This window comes from Paracoccus sp. (in: a-proteobacteria) (genome assembly GCF_030538695.1).
GTDB lineage: Bacteria > Pseudomonadota > Alphaproteobacteria > Rhodobacterales > Rhodobacteraceae > Paracoccus.
This window is the reverse complement of record NZ_JAUNTN010000010.1, coordinates 11359-32794: the sequence shown is the minus strand read 5'-3', so window position 1 is coordinate 32794 and position 21436 is coordinate 11359. Positions and strand designations below refer to the sequence as shown.

24 protein-coding genes are annotated in these 21436 nt (G+C 63.7%); 10 read left to right on the top strand and 14 right to left on the bottom strand.

What is annotated here, in order from left to right:
- Positions 1–42 precede the first annotated feature (42 nt).
- Entirely contained in the window at positions 43–2130 is a 2088-nt protein-coding gene (locus tag Q4G24_RS06880; RefSeq protein ID WP_303365773.1) for a PQQ-dependent dehydrogenase, methanol/ethanol family, read from the bottom strand.
- A 64-nt stretch (positions 2131–2194) separates the two neighbouring features.
- The gene (locus Q4G24_RS06875) at positions 2195–3595 is read right to left on the bottom strand and encodes an aldehyde dehydrogenase family protein (RefSeq protein WP_303365772.1); all 1401 of its coding nucleotides are present in this window, start codon (positions 3593–3595) and stop codon (positions 2195–2197) included.
- A 174-nt stretch (positions 3596–3769) separates the two neighbouring features.
- Between Q4G24_RS06875 and Q4G24_RS06870 the strand changes: the two genes are divergently transcribed.
- The gene (locus Q4G24_RS06870) at positions 3770–4690 is read left to right on the top strand and encodes a helix-turn-helix domain-containing protein (protein ID WP_303365771.1); all 921 of its coding nucleotides are present in this window, start codon (positions 3770–3772) and stop codon (positions 4688–4690) included.
- A 110-nt stretch (positions 4691–4800) separates the two neighbouring features.
- Here the strand turns inward: Q4G24_RS06870 and mscL are convergent, their stop codons facing one another.
- Positions 4801–5223, bottom strand: a complete 423-nt coding sequence (mscL, locus tag Q4G24_RS06865; protein WP_303365770.1) for a large conductance mechanosensitive channel protein MscL — start codon at positions 5221–5223, stop codon at positions 4801–4803.
- Positions 5224–5324: 101 nt separating this feature from the next.
- Between mscL and Q4G24_RS06860 the strand changes: the two genes are divergently transcribed.
- Positions 5325–6029 carry a glutathione S-transferase N-terminal domain-containing protein gene (locus tag Q4G24_RS06860; protein ID WP_303365769.1) on the top strand — a complete coding sequence of 235 codons (705 nt, stop codon included), beginning with the start codon at positions 5325–5327 and terminating at the stop codon, positions 6027–6029.
- Between the two features lie 15 nt (positions 6030–6044).
- Here Q4G24_RS06860 and map read toward each other — a convergent pair whose 3' ends face one another.
- On the bottom strand, positions 6045–6848 hold the full coding sequence (map, locus tag Q4G24_RS06855) for a type I methionyl aminopeptidase (RefSeq protein WP_303365768.1): 804 nt from the start codon (positions 6846–6848) through the stop codon (positions 6045–6047).
- Positions 6849–6947: 99 nt separating this feature from the next.
- Here map and Q4G24_RS06850 point away from each other — a divergent pair, with 99 nt between their 5' ends.
- The 4 genes from Q4G24_RS06850 to Q4G24_RS06835 are packed head-to-tail and all read left to right on the top strand — an operon-like array spanning position 6948 to position 9909.
- Entirely contained in the window at positions 6948–7703 is a 756-nt protein-coding gene (locus Q4G24_RS06850; RefSeq protein WP_303365767.1) for a molybdopterin-binding protein, read from the top strand.
- Positions 7703–8416, top strand: a complete 714-nt coding sequence (locus tag Q4G24_RS06845; RefSeq protein ID WP_303365766.1) for a GNAT family N-acetyltransferase — start codon at positions 7703–7705, stop codon at positions 8414–8416. Before Q4G24_RS06850 ends, Q4G24_RS06845 begins: the two co-directional genes overlap by 1 nt.
- 42 nt (positions 8417–8458) lie before the next feature.
- Positions 8459–9037, top strand: a complete 579-nt coding sequence (gene msrA / locus Q4G24_RS06840) for a peptide-methionine (S)-S-oxide reductase MsrA (RefSeq protein ID WP_303365765.1) — start codon at positions 8459–8461, stop codon at positions 9035–9037.
- On the top strand, positions 9037–9909 hold the full coding sequence (locus Q4G24_RS06835) for a 50S ribosomal protein L11 methyltransferase (protein ID WP_303365764.1): 873 nt from the start codon (positions 9037–9039) through the stop codon (positions 9907–9909). Before msrA ends, Q4G24_RS06835 begins: the two co-directional genes overlap by 1 nt.
- A 106-nt stretch (positions 9910–10015) precedes the next feature.
- Here Q4G24_RS06835 and Q4G24_RS06830 read toward each other — a convergent pair whose 3' ends face one another.
- Positions 10016–10210 (bottom strand): DUF1127 domain-containing protein, encoded by a 195-nt coding sequence (locus Q4G24_RS06830; RefSeq protein WP_303365763.1) that lies wholly within the window; start codon positions 10208–10210, stop codon positions 10016–10018.
- Between the two features lie 123 nt (positions 10211–10333).
- Positions 10334–11053, bottom strand: a complete 720-nt coding sequence (locus Q4G24_RS06825) for a 16S rRNA (uracil(1498)-N(3))-methyltransferase (protein ID WP_303365762.1) — start codon at positions 11051–11053, stop codon at positions 10334–10336.
- Positions 11054–11065: 12 nt separating this feature from the next.
- Between Q4G24_RS06825 and ubiA the strand changes: the two genes are divergently transcribed.
- The 4 genes from ubiA to Q4G24_RS06805 are packed head-to-tail and all read left to right on the top strand — an operon-like array spanning position 11066 to position 15530.
- Positions 11066–12025 carry a 4-hydroxybenzoate octaprenyltransferase gene (gene ubiA, locus Q4G24_RS06820; RefSeq protein WP_303365761.1) on the top strand — a complete coding sequence of 320 codons (960 nt, stop codon included), beginning with the start codon at positions 11066–11068 and terminating at the stop codon, positions 12023–12025.
- A gap of 60 nt (positions 12026–12085) precedes the next feature.
- A complete protein-coding gene (locus Q4G24_RS06815; RefSeq protein ID WP_303365760.1) occupies positions 12086–14227 on the top strand; it encodes an OmpA family protein in 2142 nt (713 codons plus the stop codon).
- A 1-nt stretch (position 14228) separates the two neighbouring features.
- Positions 14229–14567: a hypothetical protein gene (locus Q4G24_RS06810; protein WP_303365759.1), complete on the top strand. Its 339-nt coding sequence runs from the start codon at positions 14229–14231 to the stop codon at positions 14565–14567.
- Positions 14568–14612: 45 nt separating this feature from the next.
- On the top strand, positions 14613–15530 hold the full coding sequence (locus Q4G24_RS06805; protein WP_303365758.1) for a DUF4424 family protein: 918 nt from the start codon (positions 14613–14615) through the stop codon (positions 15528–15530).
- A 24-nt stretch (positions 15531–15554) separates the two neighbouring features.
- Here Q4G24_RS06805 and Q4G24_RS06800 read toward each other — a convergent pair whose 3' ends face one another.
- The 8 genes from Q4G24_RS06800 to pyk form a co-directional block, all read right to left on the bottom strand.
- Positions 15555–16739, bottom strand: coding sequence for an amino acid aminotransferase (locus tag Q4G24_RS06800; RefSeq protein ID WP_303365863.1), 1185 nt, complete (start codon positions 16737–16739; stop codon positions 15555–15557).
- Positions 16739–17593, bottom strand: coding sequence for a 3-mercaptopyruvate sulfurtransferase (gene sseA, locus Q4G24_RS06795; protein WP_303365757.1), 855 nt, complete (start codon positions 17591–17593; stop codon positions 16739–16741). The genes Q4G24_RS06800 and sseA overlap by 1 nt, the downstream gene beginning before the upstream one ends.
- Positions 17594–17693: 100 nt before the next feature.
- Complete coding sequence (locus Q4G24_RS06790; protein ID WP_303365756.1) at positions 17694–17993, bottom strand: hypothetical protein; 300 nt, start codon at positions 17991–17993, stop codon at positions 17694–17696.
- A 104-nt stretch (positions 17994–18097) separates the two neighbouring features.
- Positions 18098–18571 carry an SsrA-binding protein SmpB gene (gene smpB / locus Q4G24_RS06785; RefSeq protein WP_303365755.1) on the bottom strand — a complete coding sequence of 158 codons (474 nt, stop codon included), beginning with the start codon at positions 18569–18571 and terminating at the stop codon, positions 18098–18100.
- Positions 18572–19025: 454 nt separating this feature from the next.
- Positions 19026–19385: a 50S ribosomal protein L20 gene (rplT, locus tag Q4G24_RS06780; RefSeq protein ID WP_303365754.1), complete on the bottom strand. Its 360-nt coding sequence runs from the start codon at positions 19383–19385 to the stop codon at positions 19026–19028.
- Between the two features lie 12 nt (positions 19386–19397).
- Positions 19398–19598, bottom strand: coding sequence for a 50S ribosomal protein L35 (gene rpmI / locus Q4G24_RS06775; protein WP_303365753.1), 201 nt, complete (start codon positions 19596–19598; stop codon positions 19398–19400).
- 106 nt (positions 19599–19704) lie between these two features.
- Positions 19705–19926: a hypothetical protein gene (locus Q4G24_RS06770; RefSeq protein ID WP_303365752.1), complete on the bottom strand. Its 222-nt coding sequence runs from the start codon at positions 19924–19926 to the stop codon at positions 19705–19707.
- Positions 19927–19956: 30 nt separating this feature from the next.
- Positions 19957–21402 (bottom strand): pyruvate kinase, encoded by a 1446-nt coding sequence (pyk, locus tag Q4G24_RS06765; protein ID WP_303365751.1) that lies wholly within the window; start codon positions 21400–21402, stop codon positions 19957–19959.
- Between the last annotated feature and the right edge of the window lie 34 nt (positions 21403–21436).

The window sequence follows — 21436 nt, the reverse complement described above, 5'->3', positions numbered from 1 at the left end:
GGGTAAATGCCCCGCCCGAAGGGATCGGGCAGGGCGATTCGTTCAGTTTCCGCGTACTGCGTCCGCCGTGTTCTGGATAAAGGCGGCGATCTTGTGCAGGTCGGATTCGCTGAGTTTGCCCTGAAAACTGGGCATCCCCAGCGGGGTGAAGGTGTCAGCCAGCACCAGTTCCGGCAGCGCGGCGATGATGTCATGGGCGGAATAGCCGAGGTTGGGCAATGCTCCGCCATTATCGACCGCCGGAACGCCGTGGCAGAACAGGCAAGAGGCGACATAGAGTTTGGCCCCGGCCTCGACATCGGCAGGATCATAGGGGACGCCTTCGACCAGATGTGCGGTGGGACGCATCTTGAGTTCCGGCATGGGGGCATCACCGCCAAGGCGGAACGTATAGACCCGGCCCGGTCCCGCAACTTCGGTGGCGCGGTTCATCAGCCCATAGATGCCGCCCCAGCCGACCGCGATCGAGACATATTGCACCCCGTCCTTTTCCCATGTCGCGGGTGCTGCCACCACGCCGGTGCCGACCGGGGATTGCCACAGCATGTCGCCGGTCGCGGCGTCATACGCGACGAAGCGTCCGTCCGCAGTGCCTTGGAACACCAGATTGCCCGCCGTCGTCAGCGTGCCACCGTTCCATGGCGAGACGTAATCGACGCGCCATGCCGGGGCCTGTTTCACCGGATCCCATGCCAGCAATTGCCCATAGGGCGTGGCCTTGGGTGCGCCGGTGGACAAGAGCTTGCCAAGGTTCCAGCCATTCGCGGACATCGGGGCCTCTGGCACAAGCTGGTTGGGTTGCCAGTCCGGGTCGGGTTGCTGCACACCGGGAACCCCTTGCGCGGGGATATAAACCAGTCCGGTCTGCGGGTTATAGGACATCGGGTGCCAGTTATGCGCCCCAAAGGCCGACGGGATGGTTTCCCACACCGCGCCATCGGGGGAGCGCGCCTGCGGGTTCTCGATCGGGCGGCCGTTGTCGTCATAGCCGCTGGCCCATGTCACCTTGACGAAGGGTTCGGCGGACAGAAACTGGCAATTCGTGCGGTCCACGACAAAGAAAAACCCGTTCTTTGGCGCGTGCATAAACACTTTGCGGGTTTCGCCCTGCCATTCTATATCCGACAGGATGATGTGCTGGGTCGAGGTGTAGTCCCAGTTTTCTGCCGGGGTTTCCTGATAATGGCAGACATATTCGCCAGTATCGGGCCGCAGCGCCACGACCGAGCCAAGATACAGGTTGTCGCCCCCCGCCGGGCTGCGCAACGCCGCGTTCCACGGGCTGCCGTTCCCAACGCCGATATACATCAGGTCAAGGTCCGGGTCATAGGCCATCGAATCCCAGACGGTGCCGCCGCCGCCAAGTTTCCACCATTCCCCGGCCGCGTCCCATGTCGCGGCGGCGTCCTGCATCGCTTTGCTTTCAAAGGGTTTCGACGGATCGCCCGGCACGGTATAAAACCGCCAGACCTGATCGCCGCTGGCGGCGTCATAGGCGCTGATATAGCCGCGCACCCCCATTTCCGCGCCGCCATTGCCGATCATCACCTTGCCCTTATAGACCCGCGGGGCGCCGGTGATGGTATAACTCATGTCGCGGTTCTCGATGGTATCGACCTTCCAGACCAGTTGCCCGGTGGCTGCGTCAATGGCGTGCAGCCATCCGTCGAAAGCGCCGACATAGACCTTGCCATCATAGACAGCGACGCCCCGGTTCACGACATCGCAGCAGCCTTTCGCGGCATAGTCATGCGGCACCTTTGGGTCATAGCGCCACAGCTCGCGCCCGGTTACGGCGTCGATAGCGTGGACGATGCTCCATGAGGATGACACATACATCACCCCGTCCATGATCAGCGGTGTGGCCTCGACCCCGCGCCGCGATTCGAGGCTCAGCGACCACGCCAGCCCAAGATCGCCCACATTGTCCGCATTGATCTGGTCCAGTTTGGAAAAGCGCGTCTCCTGATAATCCAGCCCATAGCTGGGCCAGTTTTTCGTCTCGGTTGCATTGGCGATGATCGTGGTGTCCGTCAGTCCGGCAACCGGGTTGCTGGTGTCCTGTGCGGATGCGCCACCCGCTGCGACGGCTGCGGCGCAGGCCGCGATGGCCCAATAAGATTGTCTCATGTGTCCCTCCCAAAACACGGCTGAGATATGCGGGCCGCGCCGGTCAGCGCGGCCCGTTGCTGGGTCAGACGGCCTCGTTCACGATATGAAGCTGGGTGAACTCATGCAGCCCTTCTTCGGCGAACTCGACCCCGATGCCGGATTGCTTGGCCCCGCCGAACGGCGCGTGAGGGCCAAAGTCCAGATGCTTGTTCACCCATGCCGTGCCGCTTTCCATGCGCAGCGCGATCTGGCGGGCCGCCGCGCGGTCGCCCCAGACCGAGCCGCCAAGCCCCCAGGGCGAGGCATTGGCGCGGGTCAGCGCATCTTCGGGGTCGGTATAGCGCACCACCGGCAGGATCGGGCCAAACTGTTCCTCTGTCACCAGCCGCGAGTTGTCGTCGATGTCGGCCACGATGGTCGGTTCGATGAAATAGCCTGCGCCGTCACGGACCTTGCCGCCTGCCACGATGCGGCCATCCTTGCGGGCGTCGTCAAGGAAGGTCTGCACCTTGTCATATTGCATCTTGTTTTGCAGCGGGCCGATGGTGGTGCCTTGCTGCAAGCCGTCACCGACCACGGCTTCATTAGCCAGCTTGGCCAGCCGTTCGACCACCTCATCATAGATTGAATCGTGGACATAAGCACGTTTGATCGCCAGGCAGACCTGACCGGCGTTCATAAAGGCCCCGCCAAAGATGCCGGGCGCGACAGTTTCGGGATCTGCGCCGGGCAGCACGATGGCCGCGTCATTGCCGCCAAGCTCCAGTGTCAGCCGCTTCAGCGTGCCCGCAGCCGAGGCCATGACCTTGCGCCCGGTCTCGGTCGAGCCGGTGAAGGACACCTTCGCCACATCGGGATGTGTGGACAGGTGCCCGCCAAGGTCGTTCAGATCGGTGACGATATTCACCACGCCTGCCGGGAAAATATCGGCCATCAGCTCGCCCAGTTTCAGCGTGACCAGCGGCGTGGTGGGGGCGGGTTTGATGACGACCGTGTTCCCCGCCAGCAGGGCGCAGGGGATCTTGAAACAGATAATCAGCAGCGGAAAGTTCCACGGGATGATCGCACCGACCACGCCCAGCGGCATCCGGTGCTGTTCGATCCGGCTGGTGGCGCTGTCCTCGATCACCTTTACCGGCAGGTCCAGCACGGCCAACTGGCGGATGAAAACCGTGGAATAGATGATTTCCGCCGTCGCTTCTGGCAGGGGCTTGCCCTGTTCCTGCGTCAGCAGCCGGGCAAAAGCGTCCTGCTGCGCCTCCAGCGCATCGGCCAGTGCCAGCAGCATCGCGCGGCGCTCGGTGATCGGGCGGGCGGCCCATGCCGGAAAGGCCGCTTTGGCCGCGGCAACGGCCTGATCCATCTGCGCGACCGAACCGCGCGGGCATGTGGCCAGAACCTCCTCGGTCGCGGGGTTGATGACGTCCATCGTGGCATCGCCGGGGACCAGCTTGCCACCAATCAAAAGGCTGTAGTCAGTCATAGTTGCCTCCCTCAATATGCAGACTATCCCCCAGCCTAGCGGCCCGGTGTCTGCCCGGCTTGGACTTTTCCGCCAAAATTGCCGCTTCTCTTTTCCGGGGGCTGCGTTACTCTGACCGGGTGCGGTGCCGTCAGTCCTCGCGGCCCGTGGGAGGAGACAAACGAGAGGCACGACATGTTATTCGAGGCATGGGGCGATGCCCTCAGGTCCACTTGCGGCTGTTTCAGCCCGGTCCCTGCTGGCCGCCAAAAGGCCGTGCGGGGGCATTTCACCACGCGCCGGGTCAGCGGGCTGGATCTGGCCGATTTCCGCTGCGACATCCGCATGATTACCCGCAGTCCGCGCGATATTCGTGCCGACGATCACGAGCATCTGTTCCTGTTGGTCCAGATCGAGGGCCGCAGCCATATCGAGGCTGACGGCAACCGCAGCATCGTGACGCCCGGCATGTTGTATCTGCTGGATTCGACCCGACCGCTCAAGCTCGACTATGACGGGGCTGTTACACATTCTCTGTCGCTGCACCTGCCACGGGCCACGCTTCTGTCGGGGGCAGGGCCTGCGCTGCGGGTTGGTCAGGCGATTGATGCGTCCAGCGAACCGGCGCGGCTCTTGCATCGCCGGATCAGTGGTGTGATGCGCGGCAACGTGGATGGCGACCCGGAACACGTCTTTGATCTGGCCCGGCTGGCGTTTCAGCCTGACCCGGCCGGCGGCAGACAGCAGGCGGGCAAGCTGACCCCGGCGACACGGTTCCAACTGGCCCTGCGCCAGATCGAAACCCATGTCACCCATGCCGATATGTCGCTGGCGTGGCTGGCTGCCCGCATCGGCGTCTCGGCCCGGCAGCTAGAGCGCGACTTTGCCGCGCATGGCAGCAGCTTTGTGCAGGCATTGCGCCAGCAGCGGTTAAAACTGTTCGTCGAATTGTCCCGCATTGCCCGCCGCCGGGCGCAGAACCCGCAGGTCACGGACATGGCCCTTGCCGCCGGTTTTCGGGATATTTCAAACTTTAACCGGGCGTTCCGGGCGTATTACGGCGTCGCTCCCCGCCGGTTTCTGGAACAGGCGGGGCCCTCCGCACCCGGCGTCTAAAACCATCTTTTGTCCATAAATATCCAATCCCACGGTCAAGGTCGTGCAAGCCATGAAAAAAAGGCGCAACCCTTGGGGCTGCGCCTTTTCCGGTTTGCCGGGGGCAAGGATTACTTGCGGGCCAGCAGATCGCGGATTTGGGTCAGCAGTTCTTCCTGCGACGGGCCGGTGGCGGCTTCTTCGGCAGCTTCCTGCTTGACCGCAGCGTCTTTCAGGCGGTTCACGGCTTTGACCAGCAGGAACACGACGAAAGCGATAATCAGGAAGTTGATGACCGCGGTGATGAACGAACCATAGGCAAAGACGGCCGCACCGGCGTCCTGCGCGGCTTTCAGCGAGGTATAGTCGCCGCCGCTGAGGTTGATGAACAGGTTCGAGAAATCGACGCCGCCCGTGATCAGGCCGATGATCGGGTTGATCAGGTCGCTGACCAGCGAGGTCACGATGGCGGTGAAGGCCGCGCCGATGATGATACCAACGGCCATGTCCATGACATTGCCCTTGGCGATGAAATCCTTGAATTCTTTGATCATGAGAGGGGGAGCCTTATGATTGCTGCGTTGGTTGCAGTTTACAGGGCGGGCGCATACCATACCTGACCGATACCGCAAACATCTTTTTTCAAGAGGGCAAGATGTCGCTTACCGACCAATTCCCCGTGATGCGTCGCTGGCCGCCACAGCGCGATGACGTGATCCAGCTTTATACCCTGCCGACGCCGAACGGGGTCAAGGTCTCGATTTTGCTGGAAGAACTGAACCTGCCCTATGATGCGCACCGGATCGACATTTCCGATGCGGCGCTGGATCAGATGACGCCGGAATATCTGGCGCTGAACCCGAATAACAAGATCCCCGCGATCATTGACCCGGACGGGCCGGACGGTCAGCCGATGGGCTTGTGGGAATCGGGGGCGATTCTGGTCTATCTGGCGGATAAGGCGGGGCGGTTCCTGCCCGCTGCGGGTGCGGAACGCTGGCAGGTGATTCAATGGGTCATGTGGCAGATGGGCGGGCTTGGCCCGATGCTGGGGCAGCTTGGCTTTTTCCACCGCTACAAGGGCCGCGAGATCGAGGACAAGCGCCCGCGCGACCGCTATGTGGCCGAGGCAAAGCGTCTGCTGGGCGTGCTGGACCGCCAGCTTGAGGGGCGCGACTGGATTGCCGGGGACTATTCCATCGCGGATATTGCCTGCGGTGGCTGGGTGCGCAACCTGCGCACCGGCTATGACGCGGCCGATCTGGTCGGGCTGGATGATTTCGCCAATGTCACCGCCTGGCAGACGCGCTGGCTGGCGCGGCCTGCGGTTCAGCGTGGGCTGACTGTCGGCGCGGCCTGAAACGGTCCCGGCGCTTTAGTCCAGCGCCGGAAAAAACACGCCTTTGGGGGACAGGGTGAAAATCTCGAACCCGTCTGCCGTGACCCCGATGGAATGTTCAAACTGCGCCGAGAGCGAGCGGTCGCGGGTCACGGCGGTCCAGTCATCGGCCAGAACCTTGGTTTCCGGGCGGCCAAGGTTGACCATCGGTTCGATGGTAAAGAACATACCTTCTTCCAGCACGGGGCCTTTGCCGGCGCGGCCGAAATGCAGCACATTGGGCGGCGCATGAAACACCCGGCCAAGCCCGTGGCCGCAGAAATCGCGCACCACCGACATGCGATGGCCTTCGACATAGGTCTGGATCGCGGCGCCGATGTCGCCAAAGGTGGCGCCGGGGCGGACGACCTCGATCCCCTTCATCAGCGCGTCATGTGTGACCTGAATCAGCCGTTTGGCTTTGATCGGGGGCTTGCCCGCCACATACATGCGGCTGCTGTCACCGAACCAGCCATCCACGATCACCGTCACGTCGATGTTCAGGATATCGCCATCGACCAGCAGCTTGTCGCCCGGAATCCCGTGGCAGACGACATGGTTCACGCTGATGCAGCTTGCGTGCTGATAGCCGCGATAGCCGATGGTGGCGCTGGTGGCGCCTGCGGCCTCGACCGCGTTGCGGATGAAATCGTCCAGCGCAGCGGTGGTCACGCCGGGCTGGACCAGTGGTCCGATCTCATCCAGAATCTGCGCCGCCAGCGCACCGGCCTTGTGCATCCCGGCGAAATCGCCCGGCTGATAGATGCGGATGCCTTCTTTCGTGATGCGGCCGTCGTCCATGGTGATCCCTTTCGTTTCGCTGACAGATAGTCGCACAAGCGCCCTTGTTCCACCCCCCGCCGCAGGGCTAGTTTCGGTGCAAGTAACCCGAGGCTTCCCATGACCCAGAATCCGACCGCCGCCATCCTTGTTATTGGCGATGAAATCCTGTCCGGCCGCACACGAGAGGGCAACGCCCATTACCTTGCCGGTGTGCTGTCCGCGACCGGGTTTGATCTGCGCGAAATCCGGGTGATTCCCGATGATATGGACAGCATCATTGCGGCGATCCGGCATTTTGATCGCTCGCTCGGTGGTTCGGTGGACCATCTGTTCACCAGCGGCGGCATTGGTCCGACCCATGACGACCTGACGGCGGATGCGGTGGCGGCGGCCTTTGGCACGGTGCTGGAAATCCATCCTGAGGCCCGCCGCGTGATGGAGGAGCGTTACACCCGCATCGGGCTGGAAATGACCGAAAACCGCCTGCGCATGGCCCGCATCCCGGTGGGTGCGACGCTGATCGACAACCCGGTCAGTTCTGCGCCGGGCTTCAGCATCGGCGTCACGCATGTGATGGCGGGCGTGCCTGAGGTGTTCCGCAGCATGGTTGAAAGCGTCATTCCGACCCTGCCCGCAGGCCGCCCCAGCCATTCCGAGACGCTGGAAGTTCTGCGCGGCGAATCCGACGTGGCCGAGGTTTTGGGCGCCTGCGCCCGCGACTGGCCCGATCTGGCTATGGGGTCTTATCCCTTTACCTATGGCGGCGGCGATACCAAGCGCGGATATGGCACCAATCTGGTGATCCGGGGGCTGGACGCCGACCGCGTGGCGGCGGCGATGGCCGACCTGCGCAGCCGCATCGGGGCGCTGTGATGGACGCGGCGCTGGCTGCGGCCTTTGACGCGACATGGCCCGCTGCGGAATATGCGCGGATCGGTGGGTTCCGCCTTGGCCGCGCTTTGGGTGGCGGTCGGCGTGTCGGCAGCGCGGTGGCGTCCGGGCCTTGGGATGGCGATCAGGTTCAAGCGGTGATGGCGCAGGCGCAGGCATGGGACCAGCCCGCGCTGTTCCGCGTCGATGATGAGGACGAACCCCTGCGCGACGCGCTGCTGGACCGGGGGCTGGTGCAGATCGAGCCATCGCTGATCCTGACCGTGCCGGTGGCGGCGCTGACCGATCTGCCGGTGCCGCCGATCACTGCCTTTCCGGTCTGGCCGATGCTGGCGATTCAGCGTGACCTGTTTGCGGAATCCGGTATCGGGCCGGGGCGGTTGGCGGTGATGGACCGCACCCCTGCGCCAAAGGCCGCCCTGCTGGGCCGGACGGATGACCGCGCCGCCGGGGTCGGGTTTGCGGCGATTCATGGCGATACCGCGATGCTGCACGCGCTGAATGTTCTGCCGGCGTGGCGCGAAAAGGGGCTGGCGGCATGGATGGTGCGTGAGGCTGCGTTTTGGGCCGCGGATCAAGGGGCGGCCAGCCTTGCCGTGGCCGTCACCCGCAACAATGCAACTGCGCGGCGGCTGTATCACCGTTTGGGCTTTCAGCCGGTCGCCGGATACGTCTATCTTGGGAAACCCGCCTGACGCGCGGCGCGTTGGGTGCGACAGGCCGCGAAAGGAACCGTTATGGAACACGCCATTTTCCACCGTCCGCTTGGCGCCGAACCGCCGCATGGCTACGATCAGGCGATCTTTGGCATGGGCTGTTACTGGGGTGTTGAACGCCTGTTCTGGAAACAGAACGGGGTCTGGCTGACCGAGGTGGGCTTTGCCGGCGGTCATGCCGAGAACCCGACCTATGAACAGGTCTGCACCGGCCAGACCGGCCATGCCGAGGTCGTGCGGGTGGTGTTCGATCCCTCGATGATCAGCTATGCGCATCTGCTGCAACTGTTTTGGGACAATCACGACCCCACGCAGGGCGACCGGCAGGGTAATGACATCGGCAGCCAGTATCGCAGCCTGATCATGTATTTCAGCGAGACCCAGAGGGCCGAGGCCGAGGCGTCGCGCACCGATTACAGCAACCGCCTTGCGGTGGCGGGTTTTCCCGACATTACCACGCAGATCATTCCGGCGGGCCGGTTCTGGCTGGCGCAAGAGGAATCGCATCAGCAATATCTGGAAAAGAACCCGAACGGCTATTGCGCGCTGAAAGGCACCGGCGTAGAGGCCGCTCTTTGTGAACCGCGCGAGGCTTTCTGATGGCGACCTGGACCGCTTTGACCCATCTGATCGGGCGCGACGCCGCCGAGGCTCTGGCCGCGCAGGGTGAGGAGTTGCTGACCCCCGAACCCGTCGGCAGCGGTGTGTTCGAGATCGAGGACGGCAGCAATCGCTGGGAAGTCGGTCTCTATTTCACCGAGGCCCCGGATGAGGTCGGGTTGGCGTTGCTGGCTGCGGCGGCTGGTGCGGAACCCTTTGTTATCAGCGAACTGCCCGAGGTTGATTGGGTCGCGCATGTTCGGCGCGAACTGACGCCGGTCACGGCGGGGCGGTTCTTTGTCCATGGCAGCCATGATGCCGACAAGGTGCCTGATGGCGTCGAGGCACTTTGCATTGAGGCCGCCATGGCCTTTGGCACCGGCCATCACAACACCACCAAAGGCTGCCTTGAGGCGCTGGAGCGGCTGATCGGGCAGGGCATCCAGCCGACCCGCATTGCCGATATTGGCTGTGGCACCGCCGTGCTGGCAATGGCGGCGGCGCGGGTGTTTCCGCATATCGTGCTGGCCAGCGACATCGACCCGGTGGCGGTCGATACCGCGCGGGCCAATGTCATGGCCAACGGTCTGGATGGCCGCGTCGAGTGCCTTGAGGCGGCGGGCTTTGACCATCCGCTGCTGGAAACCAACGCGCCTTATGATCTGGTGTTCGCCAATATCCTGAAACAGCCGCTGATTGACCTTGCCCCCGATATGGCCCGCTATACCGCGCATGGCGGCAAGGCGATCCTGTCCGGCATCTTGACCACGCAGGCCGATGAGGTCGCCGGGGTTTATCAGGGCGCGGGCTTTATACTGGATGACCGCGCCGACATGGGCGAATGGTCCACGCTGACCCTGACGCGCGGCTAAGTCCGCGTGGGTCGGTTTATTCGTCAACGCATAATGAAAAACGCCCCGGCCGAATGGCGGGGCGTTTTTCCTATCCCAGAGACAAGAAGGGATAACCGGGTATTTCTTAAATCGCGCGGGCGATATGCTCAATGTCATAGCGCGACAGGCCGATGTCAGCCAGTTCACGATCCGACAGGCGGTTCAGTTCGTCACGGGTCGTTTGCGATTTAAGCCAGCGCGAAACCGTCGCGCGGATCTTGTTGAAAAAACTGTCACCCTGCGCGGCGTATTCCACGCGGTTCGTGTCGATGGCCGACATATTGCACCTGTTTGTAAACTGCCCGATTGGCGGGCAAACCATAGCCTGCCTGCCCTATAGCCGGGATGTTAGCGCAAAACTATCCACAACCTGCGCAACTCCGCTTTGCGTCAGGTGCAAGTGTTAACCCCAATCCCCAAGTGCTGCCTGCCAGAGCGTCAATGCCGCCACCGCCGCCGTATCGGCGCGCAGGATGCGCGGGCCAAGGCTGATGCGGGTGACGAAATCCAGACTGCGCAGGCGGTTACGCTCGGTATCGGAAAAGCCGCCCTCGGGGCCGGTCAGGATGGCCCAAGGCCCGGCGGGCAGGCCGTCCAGACGGGTGGCGACCCCTGCGGCGGCCTCATCAGGCCACAGGATGCGGCGGTTTTTGTCCCAGCCGTCCAGCAAACGGGGCAGGGGTTGTGCATCCGTGACCTCTGGGACAGAGGTGCCGCCGCATTGCTCAGCGGCCTCGACGGCATGGGCTTGCAGGCGGTCCTGACGGACGCGCTCGGCATTGGTGTGGTCGGTCAGCACTGGCAGGATACGCGCGGCACCAAGTTCGGCGGCTTTTTCGACGATGAAATCGGTGCGGGCTTTTTTGATCGGTGCGAACATCAGCCACAGATCGGGCGGGTCACGCTGAGGTGCGGCCTGTTCCAGCGCGGTCAGATTGCCGCCGCGCTTGCTGACGGCTTCGATCCGGGCCGACCATGCGCCATCGTGGCCGTTAAAGACCTCGATCAGCGCCCCCGGACCCTGCCGCATGACGCCGGACAGATAATGCGCCTGCGCAGGTTCCAGCGGCACGGCTTGCCCGGCGGCCAGAGGATGCTTTAGGTAAAGGCGGATCGTTCCCATGGAAGGCAGGATATGCCCGCACCCGCCGAAATGCCAGACCCGGTTCACGCCCCGGTTCACGATGCCCCCGCCCGCAACTGGGTTGACCTTTATGCTCCGGCGGCATGGCGGCCGCTGCTGCGGATGAGCCGCGCCGACCGGCCTATCGGAACGTGGTTGCTGCTGCTGCCCTGCTGGTTCGGGATCGGGCTGGCGATGCTGGCGGATGGGCCGGAATGGCGCGACCTGTGGCTGTATATCGCCTGCGCCATCGGGGCGGTGACGATGCGCGGCGCGGGCTGCACATGGAACGACATCACCGACCGCGATTTCGACGCGCAGGTGGCGCGGACCCGCTCCCGTCCGCTGCCCTCGGGGCAGGTAACGCTGCGCGGGGCCTATATCTGGCTGGCGGTGCAGACGGTGGTGGGGCTGGCGGTGCTGCTGACCATGGGCCGGGCCGCGGTGGTGATGGGGGCGCTGAGCCTTGGCCCGCTGCTGATCTATCCCTTTGCCAAGCGATTTACATGGTGGCCGCAGATATTCCTTGGCATCGCCTTTAACTGGGGCGTTCTGCTGGCCTATGTCGCGCATATGGGGCGGCTGGACGCGGCACCAGTTATCGCCTGGCTGTCGGGGATTGCGTGGACGGTGTTCTATGACACGATCTATGCCCATCAGGACACGCAGGACGACGCGCAGATCGGGGTGAAATCCACCGCCCGCCTGTTTGGCGATAACAGCCCGCGCATCCTGCCGCTGTTCGGGGCGCTGTCCTGCCTGCTGATGGTCGTGGCGGTGCTGGCGACCGGCGCGGGTGGTCTGGCGCTGCTGATCGCGCTGGCCGGTGTGGTGGGATACGGGGCGCATATGGTCTGGCAGATGCGGGTGTTCCGTCCTGATGACCCGGACAATTGCATGATTTTGTTCCGCGCCAACCGCGATACCGGGCTGATCCTTGCCGCCTCACTGGCCGTTGCCGCAATCGTGTGATTGCGAAAATCACTGGTTTCGGCTAGGTCGGGGGCCTTGGAACGACCGGAAGGACGCCCTATGGCCGATCAACCCGCCCGCCCTGATCCTGCTGCACGCCCGAAATCCGCGCCGGTGCTGCCGGGGCTGGTGGCGCTTGCCGGTGCGGCGGGGTTAAGCTGGCTGGCCGCGACCCATGCCGCCGATTTCATCGAGCAGCAGAGCGCGCAGGATGTCGGCCTTGCGCTGGCGGCCGAGGCTGGGCTGGACTGGGTGCAAGTCTCGACCGACGGGCTACAGGTCCATTTGCACGGCACCGCCCCGGATGAGGTCGCCCGCTTTCGCGCCCTGACCCGTGCGGAATCGCAGGTGCAGCCGGACCGCATCCGTGATCATATGGATGTGGCCCGCGCCGAGTTGCTGGCCGCGCCGGATTTCAAGGTCGAATTGCTGCGCAACGAAGGCGCACTGTCGCTGATCGGGCTGGTGCCTGCCAATACCGACCGCCGTGGCCTGCTGGACCGGCTGACGCGGGCCGAGGACGTTGCGCAGGTCTCGGACCTGCTGGATGCCGCCGATTATCCGGTGCCTGCGAACTGGCAGCCGGCCTTTGATTTCGGCCTGCGGGCGACGCAGATGTTGCGTCAGGCCAAGGTCTCGGTCGCGCCGGGGCGGGTTTCGGTTTCTGCGATTGCCGCGAATATCAGTGAAAAGGCCCGGATCGAGGGCGATCTGCGCCGCGCTGCGCCGCGTGGGGTTACGCTGGATATGGATATTTCCGCGCCGCGCCCGGTGGTGGCGCCCTTTATGCTGCGGTTGGTCAAGGATCAGGATGGCACCCGCTTTGACGCCTGCACCGCTGACACCGCCGAGGCGCGTGATATGATCCTGAGCGCCGCGCGGGAGGCGGGCGTGACCAGCCGTCTCGGCTGCACTCTGGGACTGGGTGCGCCCTCGGATCAATGGGGGCAGGCGGCGGCGGATGCGATTCGGGCGCTGGCGGCGCTTGGCACGGGAACGGTTACGCTGTCGGATGGGCGGGTGTCTTTGCTGGCGGGGCCGGATGTGGCGCAGGACCAGTTGGACGACGTTGCGGGGGCTTTGGAAAACGCGCTGCCCGTTGGCTTTAGCCTGACCGCCAACCGCGATAGTGGCAGCGAGGCGCCCGGCCCGGTCGAGTTCACCGCCCGCGCCGGGGGTGACGGCAAGATTACCCTGCGCGGGCGCATCCCTGATGCCCGTATCCGCGCTGCGGTCGAGGGCCTGGCCCGGTCGCGCTTTCCGCAGGTCGAGGATTTGCTGCGGGTCGATGCTTCGGTTCCCGACGGCTGGACGCTGCGGATCATTGCTGCGCTGGAGGCGATGGCCGGGCTGACCGAGGGCAGTATCCGCGTGACCCCCGACCTGATCCGCATTGACGGTCTGTCGGGTAATCCGACCGCCAGTGATGATGTGGCGAAAGTGCTGTCTCAGCGGCTTGGCGCAGGGGCGGATTATCAACTGGCGATCCGCTATGACCGGCGGCTGGATGTCTCGCTGGCGCTGCCGGATGGGGCGGAATGTGTGGACCGGCTGAACCGGGTGATGTCGGAAACCGCCATCGGGTTCGAGCCGGGTGGCGCGGCTATTGTGGGGGATGTGGACCCGCTGATCGGGCGGCTGGCTGAGGCGATGCAGGATTGCGAGGCTTTCCGCATCGAGATCGGCGGCCACACCGATTCGCAGGGCCGGGATGAAACCAACCTCGCGCTGTCGCAGAGCCGTGCCGAGGCAGTTCTGGCGGCTATGGCAGAGGCGTCAATCCCAACCAGTTTGCTGACGGCGCGCGGTTATGGCGCGGCGCAGCCGGTGGCCGATAACGACACCCCCGAGGGGCGCGAGGCCAACCGCCGCATCGCCTTTACCTTGCTGTCGGATCAGCCGGTCGAGGACGCCCCCGCGGCCCCTGCGGTCACGGCGGGGGTGACGACTGACCTGCCCGAACCCGCACCCGAGGTTGAAACTGATGCCGGGGATGCTGCGGAAACCGCGCCCGAGGCTGATGCCGCCCCCGAAGTCACCCCGGATGCCGAAGCTGAAGCCGCCACTGAAGCTGCTGCGGAAACGGCACCTGAACCGACCGAGGAACCGGCCCCCGCTGATCCCGCCCCGGAACCTGATCCCGCCGCGCAGTCCGACCAACCGGCAGCGCCTGCCGCCACACCCGAACCGCAGGAGAACTGACATGAACCGACAAGAGTTCATCCTCGCCACCGCTGTTATCCTGTTCGCGGCCTTTGTGCTTGGCTGGTTCGCAAGCTGGCTGGTCCACCGCCTGACCCGTCCAACCCGCGCCGATATGGGCGAGTTGGAGGAGATGGCCCAACAGCTTCACGAGGCCGAGGAGGCCCGCGATGCTGCTGTCGCAGAACTGGAAACCCGCGAAGCCGAACTGTCGCAAAAGCTGGCCGAGGCAAAGGCCGAATTGCGCATTGCCATGGATGGGCTGAACGACAGCCGTGTCGAGGTCGAGGAATTGCGCGACTATATCGAAAAGAAGCTGGCCAAGGCGCGGAAAAGCTGACGCGAGGCACGGTATCTGCTACGTTGCGCGGCAGGAGGAACGACCATGCTGCGCCTTGCTGCCCTGCTGATGCTGACCGCCACGCCCGCGCTGGCCAATGATTCCATGGCCGGGTTGCCGGCCTCGGGGCTGGTGCTGCACACCACCGACGACGTGGAAATGCGCAGCGAAGTGCTGCATATCGCGTCGGATCGGGTCACGGTGGATTATGTATTCCACAACCACAGCGCCGCCGACATTCCCACGATCGTGGCCTTTCCGTTGCCCGATCTGGACGTCGATTTTTATGGGCCGGACCGTGCGGGGATGCTGGATGATCCGGGGCATATGGACTTTACGGTGACGGTTGGCGGCAACCCGGTTACGCCCAATCTGCAAAGCCGCGCGCTGCTGGCCGGGGTCGATGTGACCGAGCGCCTGACCGCCTTGCGCATCCCCATCAACCCGCTGGAGGCCGCGCCCGTGCTTGCCGCGCTGCCTGCCGATCAGCGGGTGCAAATCCGCGATCTGGTTATGCCGGATGGGGAACCGCGCTGGCTGTTGAGCCGCGCCTGGTGGTGGAACCAGACCTTCCCGGCGGGGCGCGATCTTGCCGTGCATCACAGCTATAAGCCCGATCCGACCCTTAGCATTGCCGGTGGCACCTATCGGGCGGATGATCCGCATTATGCGGATGTTTGCATTGATGACAGTTTCCACAACGCTGCCCGCCGCATGTTCCCGGATGGCAGCGGCGGGATCGAGACCCGGCTGGATTACATCCTGACCACCGGCGCGAACTGGCGCGGCCCGATTGGTGATTTCACCCTGATCGTGGACAAGCCCACGCCCGATTCGCTGGTCAGTTTTTGCGGCAGCGGGGTGGAAAAAATCTCGCCCACGCGGTTCCAGATGCGGTTGCAGGACTTTACGCCCTCGCGCGATCTGTCGGTGATGTGGCTGACGAAATACGCGCCGGAGTAATCCCCGGCGCGTTTGCGGCCCGGATCAGATCCCGGCGTCGATAATGGCGCGGGCCAGAATCGGCACCGTGCTGCTGTTCAGCCCGGCAATGTTCAGCCGCGAATCGCCCACCATGTAGACGGCGAAATCATCCTTCAGCTTCTGCACCTTGTCCGGCGTGGTCCCGAGGCGCGAGAACATGCCCCGGTGCTGTGCCAGAAAGTCGAAACGGTCGCTGCCCGACAGTTGGCGCAACTCATCGGCAAGCTGGCTGCGCAGGGTCAGCATCCCGCTGCGGACCTGCTCCAGCTCGGCTTCCCAATCGGCGCGCAGGGCGTCATCGGTCAGCACCAGCGTCACGATGCGCTGGCCGTGGAACGGCGGGAAGGAATAGGTCTGGCGGTTCAGGAACGCCATCGCGCCTTGTGCCAGATCGCGGGTCGCCGCGTTATCGGTCAGCGCGATCAATGCCCCGGTGCGCTCGCGGTAGATGCCAAAGTTCTTGCTGCACGAGGCCGCAATCAGCAGTTCCGGGAAGCGGCTTGCCATCAGACGGGTGCCAGCGGCGTCAGCCTCCAGCCCATCGCCAAAGCCTTGATAGGCAAGGTCAATCAACGGTGTTGCGCCGGTCTTTTCGATAATTGTGGCAACCTCGGCCCATTGCTCCAGCGTCAGGTTCGCGCCGGTCGGGTTGTGGCAGCAGCCATGCAGCAGCACCACATCACCCTTTTTCGCGCGGGCCAGGTCGGCCTTCATCCCTTCAAAATCCACGCCACGGCTGGCGGCGTCGAAATAGCGGTATTCGACCAGCGGCAGGCCCATGAAATTGATGATAGAATTGTGGTTCGGCCAGGTCGGATCGCTGACATGGACGGTCAGGCCGGGGCTGGCCATCCGCGCCAGTTCTAGCGCCTGACGCACTGCGCCGGTGCCGCCGACCGTCGCCAGCGCAGCGGTGCGCGAGGGGTCGAAACCATCGCCAAGCACCAGCTTGCACATGGCGTCGCGGAAATCCTGCTCGCCCGCCAGTGTGGCGTAGGTCTTGGTGGTCTCATTCTCGAGCATCCGGGCCTCGGCGGTGCGGACGGCGCGCATGATCGGGGTCAGCCCGTTTGCGTCCTTGTAAACACCCACGCCAAGGTCGATCTTGCCTTGCCGGGGGTCGGCTTTGAACTCTCCGATCAGGGCGAGGATTTTATCGACAGCCTGCGGTTTCAGATTGGACAGCATCATGCGTCTCCGGTTTCGATTTTCAGGTCGTTATACATGCCCCATTCCGCCCATGAGCCGTCATAAAGCGAATGGTTGCGGTGGCCGATCCGTTCCAGCGCCAGCGACAGGCTGGCGGCGGTAACGCCGGAACCGCAACTCGTGATGGCGGGGCGTGACAGATCCACGCCGGCGGATTCAAAGGCGGCCCGCAGCGCGTCGGGGTCTTTCATCGTGCCGTCAGGGTTGTAAATCGCGCTGATCGGCACGTTTTTTGCCCCCGGAATATGGCCCGAGCGCAGGCCGGGGCGGGGTTCGGGCTCCTCACCCCGGAACCGGCCGGGGGCGCGGGCGTCGATGATCTCATGGTCGCGCAGCTTGCTGGCGGCGGCGACCTGCGTCACGTCACGGACCAGCCCGGCCTGACGCTGCACGGTGATGTGGCGGTCGCGCAGAACCGGGGGCATGTCCTCGACCGGGTGGCCCTCAGCCTGCCACTTGGCGAAACCGCCGTCCAGCATCGCCACGTCGGTTTTGCCCATCAGGCGAAAGGTCCACCAGACCCGCGCTGCGCTGTGGGTGTCGGCATTGTCATAAACCACCACCTGATGCCCGTCGCCAATGCCCATGGCCCGCATCCGGCTGATGAACATTTCCGGCGATGGTGCCATATGCGGCAATTCGCTTTTCGTGTCGGAAATTGCGTCGAGGTCGAAAAAACGTGCGCCGGGGATATGGGCGGCGTCATATTCCGCCCGGCCGTCACGGCCTGCGGCGGGCATATGCCAGCTTGCATCAATGATCCGCAGGTCGGGGTCGTTCAGATGGGCGGCCAGCCAGTCGGTTGAAACCAGAGTTTTCGGATCGTCCATCATTGCCCCCTTTGCCCGTGTCATGTCTGCTTTACAAAAGCAGACCCCGCGCGGCAATGGGAAACCCCGCGCAAGAAGCCTGCGCGGGGGATTGTCGGGCGAATCAGTTTTTGTTCATCATCTGGCGCACAACGCCGATAATGGCCATCAGGGCGCCGCCACCTGCACCGCCGCCCGCCACGCTGGCGATGATCGAGCCGATGTCCAGCCCGGTCGATTGGGAGGCCGCAGCCGCACCGCCTGCGCCAAGCATCCCGAGGATCTGTGCGCCAAGCCCGCCACCGAGGATGCCGGCGATCGAGTTGCCCGCCGTTCCGAGGTTCAGGTTCTTAGCCAAAGCGCCGACGATATTGCCGCCAGCGGCACCGGACAGAAGGCTGATGATAAGGGGAAGATATTCCACGGCTTTTCTCCTTTGCCGATATGATGGCGGAAGAATGGCACAGATCAAAAATTAAGCAACTGAAACTGTTGGTTTACATTGCGTCAGTTGGAGCCCGTGTTGCATCAGCCGTTTTGCTTGAGCAGGCGCGACTTTTGCCGGTTCCAGTCGCGCTTGGCGCTGGTTTCGCGCTTGTCCGCGACTTTCTTGCCCTTGGCAACGCCGATCTTGACCTTCACCTTGCCGCGGTGGTTGAAATACATGACCAGCGGCACAAGGGTCATCCCCTCGCGTCCGATGGCTTGCCACAGGCGCGACAATTCCCGGCGGCTGACCAGCAGCTTGCGCTTGCGCCGCTCCTCGTGGCCGAACACCCCGGCATGGGTCAGTGTGGCGATATAGGCATTTATCAGCCACAATTCGCCATCCTCGACGCTGGCATAGGATTCGGTGATGTTCGATTGGCCGGTGCGCAGGGATTTCACCTCGGACCCGGTGAGCATGATGCCACATTCCAGATCGCTTTCGATGAAATAATCGAAGCGCGCGCGGCGGTTTTCCGCGATAACCTTGTAATTCGTGTCGTCTTGTTTCGCCATGATCGACGTCAGATAGGGGTGCGAGACGCGGCTGTAAAGGGGCAGCCGGTCGCAGCAGGGCCGTAAACAACAGGATCAGGGCAAATGCGGTCAGCATGGCGGTTCCAGATGATTCGTGCCGCCAGATTGGCATAAACACCTGAAGAAACCGTTAAGCGTCACCGGGTTCAGTGGTGGTTTATCAGCGCAAAAGACGGCCACCGCGACCCATCCCGCCAGCGCAGGGCAGGCTGCCAGCGCCGTCAGCTTACCGCCGCGCCCCTGAAACATTTTCTACGATAACCAATGCGCATCGCGGTGGGGTGGGATTGGTCCCATATGGCGTAAAATCAGCGGGGTCAGCACGGTTTGCGCTGCGCAAGAGACAAGAAATATCACAAGCGCAATTCTTGAAATCATCATGCCCGAAAAGAAAAACCCCCGCCGTGGCGGGGGCTTTCGGATCGTTTCGGCCTTAGGCGGCGGCTTTCGCCTGTGCCACGATGGCGCCGAAGGCTTCCGGTTCATGCACGGCCAGATCGGCCAGAACCTTGCGGTCCACCTCGATCCCGGCTTTCGCCAGAGCGTTGATGAAGCGCGAATAGGTCATTTCAGCGTCCACCGCGCGCACAGCGGCGTTGATTCGCTGAATCCACAGGGCGCGGAAGTTGCGCTTGCGGTTCTTGCGGTCGCGGGTGGCATACTGGTTTGCCTTGTCCACAGCCTGCGTGGCGGTGCGGAAGTTGCGCGAACGGTTGCCGTAATAGCCTTTGGCGGCGTCCAGCACCTTCTTGTGGCGACGGTGCGTAACCTTGCCAGATTTAACTCGGGACATCTCTCGCGCTCCTTACCGATTATAGGGCATGTATTTCTTGACGATTTTCGCGTCCGCATCCGACAGGATCATGGTCCCGGTGGTTTCGCGGATGAATTTCGTCGAGCGCTTGATCATCCCGTGACGCTTGCCTGCGGGGCCGGCTTTGACCTTGCCCGAGGCCGTCATCGAGAACCGCTTTTTCGCGGCCGATTTGGTCTTCATCTTCGGCATTTTCGTCTCCTTTGACAGAGTGAACGCGCGGCTCGGCAATGCCATTTGGCCGGTCGCGCGGTGTGGAAGCGCGGTCTATAAGGCCGCGCGGTGGATTTGGCAAGAGTTATTCCGGCGTCCCGGCAATCAGACGCGCCCAAGCGGCGGGCAGATCCAGCGCGGCGGTGGGCGTTTTCGCCAGCCATGCGCCCGCGCCAAGCCCGGCGAGGCCCAGAATCATCATAACTGCGGCTGCCCGTGGCGGGCGCAGCAGCAGCGCCGAGATCACCGCCACCGGGACAGACAGCGCACAGAGGGCCGTGCCGAGAATCAAAGCCAGATCAGACATATGCGCCCCCGTTATCGTTCCCGTCTGGGTTTATTCCGGGTCGGTGCGATAGATCAAGCGTTCGTCGCAGGGCGCGATGCGCAGAATGTTGGTGGTCCCCTGCACGTTGAACGGCACCCCTGCCATCACCACGACCTGATGGGTTTCATCGGCAAAGCCAAAGTCGCGGGCTGCGCGGGTGCCGTTGATAACGGCTTGCTTGAAGCGTTCCAATTCCGGTGTGACGACGCAATGCGTCCCCCATGTCAGGCACATGCGGCGCAGCACGCCAGGGATCGGACACAGCGCGATGATCGGCGTGCGGGGACGTTCGCGGGCAATTAGGCTGACCGTCGCGCCCGATTGGGTGAAGGCACAAATCGCCGCGATATCAGTGGTTTCCGCAATCTGTCGGGCGGCGGATACAATCGCTTCGGCCACGGTTTCGCGGTCCGCCTTGCGAGAGCTTTCGATGATCTCGCGGTAGGTCGGGTCGGTTTCGACGCTGCGGGCGACGGCATCCATGGTCTGCACCGCCTCGACCGGCCAGGCACCGGCGGCGGATTCGGCGGACAGCATCACCGCATCGGCGCCTTCATAGATGGCATTGGCCACGTCGGTGACTTCGGCCCGCGTCGGCATCGGGCTTTCGATCATGGATTCCAGCATTTGCGTGGCGACGATCACCGGCTTGGCGGCAGCGCGGCAGGCGCGGACAAGGCGCTTCTGGATCGGCGGCACCGAATGGATCGGCAGTTCAACCCCAAGGTCGCCACGGGCGACCATGATCCCGTCGGACACCTCAAGGATCTGCGCAAAGGCGCGGACGGCGGCGGGTTTCTCGATCTTGGACAGGACGGCGGCACGGCCCTTCGCCAGCTTTTTCGCCTCCAGCACGTCCTCGCGGCGCTGGACAAAGGACAGGGCCAGCCAGTCTACGCCCAATTCGCAGGCAAACTCCAGGTCGGCGCGGTCCTTGTCCGACAGCGCCGCCAGCGGCAGCACCACATCAGGCACGTTCACACCCTTGCGGTCGGAAATCATGCCGCCGACGGTCACGGTGCAATTGGCGAAATCCGGGCCGCGCTCGTCCACGCGCAGGCGGATCTTGCCATCGTTCACCAGCAGTTCCGAGCCTTTCTTCAGCGCAGCGAAAATCTCGGGGTGGGGCAGTTGCACCCGCTGGCCGTCCCCCGGCGCGGGGTCAAGGTCAAAGCGGAAGGCGTCGCCTTCGTTCATCTCATGTGCGCCATTGGCGAACACCCCGACGCGCAGCTTTGGCCCCTGCAAATCTGCCAGAACGGCGATAGGCCGCCCGGTTTCCGCCTCGATCTCACGGATCAGGTTGTAACGGGCGCGCTGATCGTCCTGGGTGCCATGGCTCATATTCAGGCGGAACACATCCGCGCCAGCCTGAAACAGCGCCCGGATCGTGTCCTTGTCGCTGGAGGCGGGGCCAAGCGTGGCGACGATCTTGATATTGCGGTGGCGTCTCATGGTTGTCTCCGGCTGCGGTCGGGTTTGATATGCC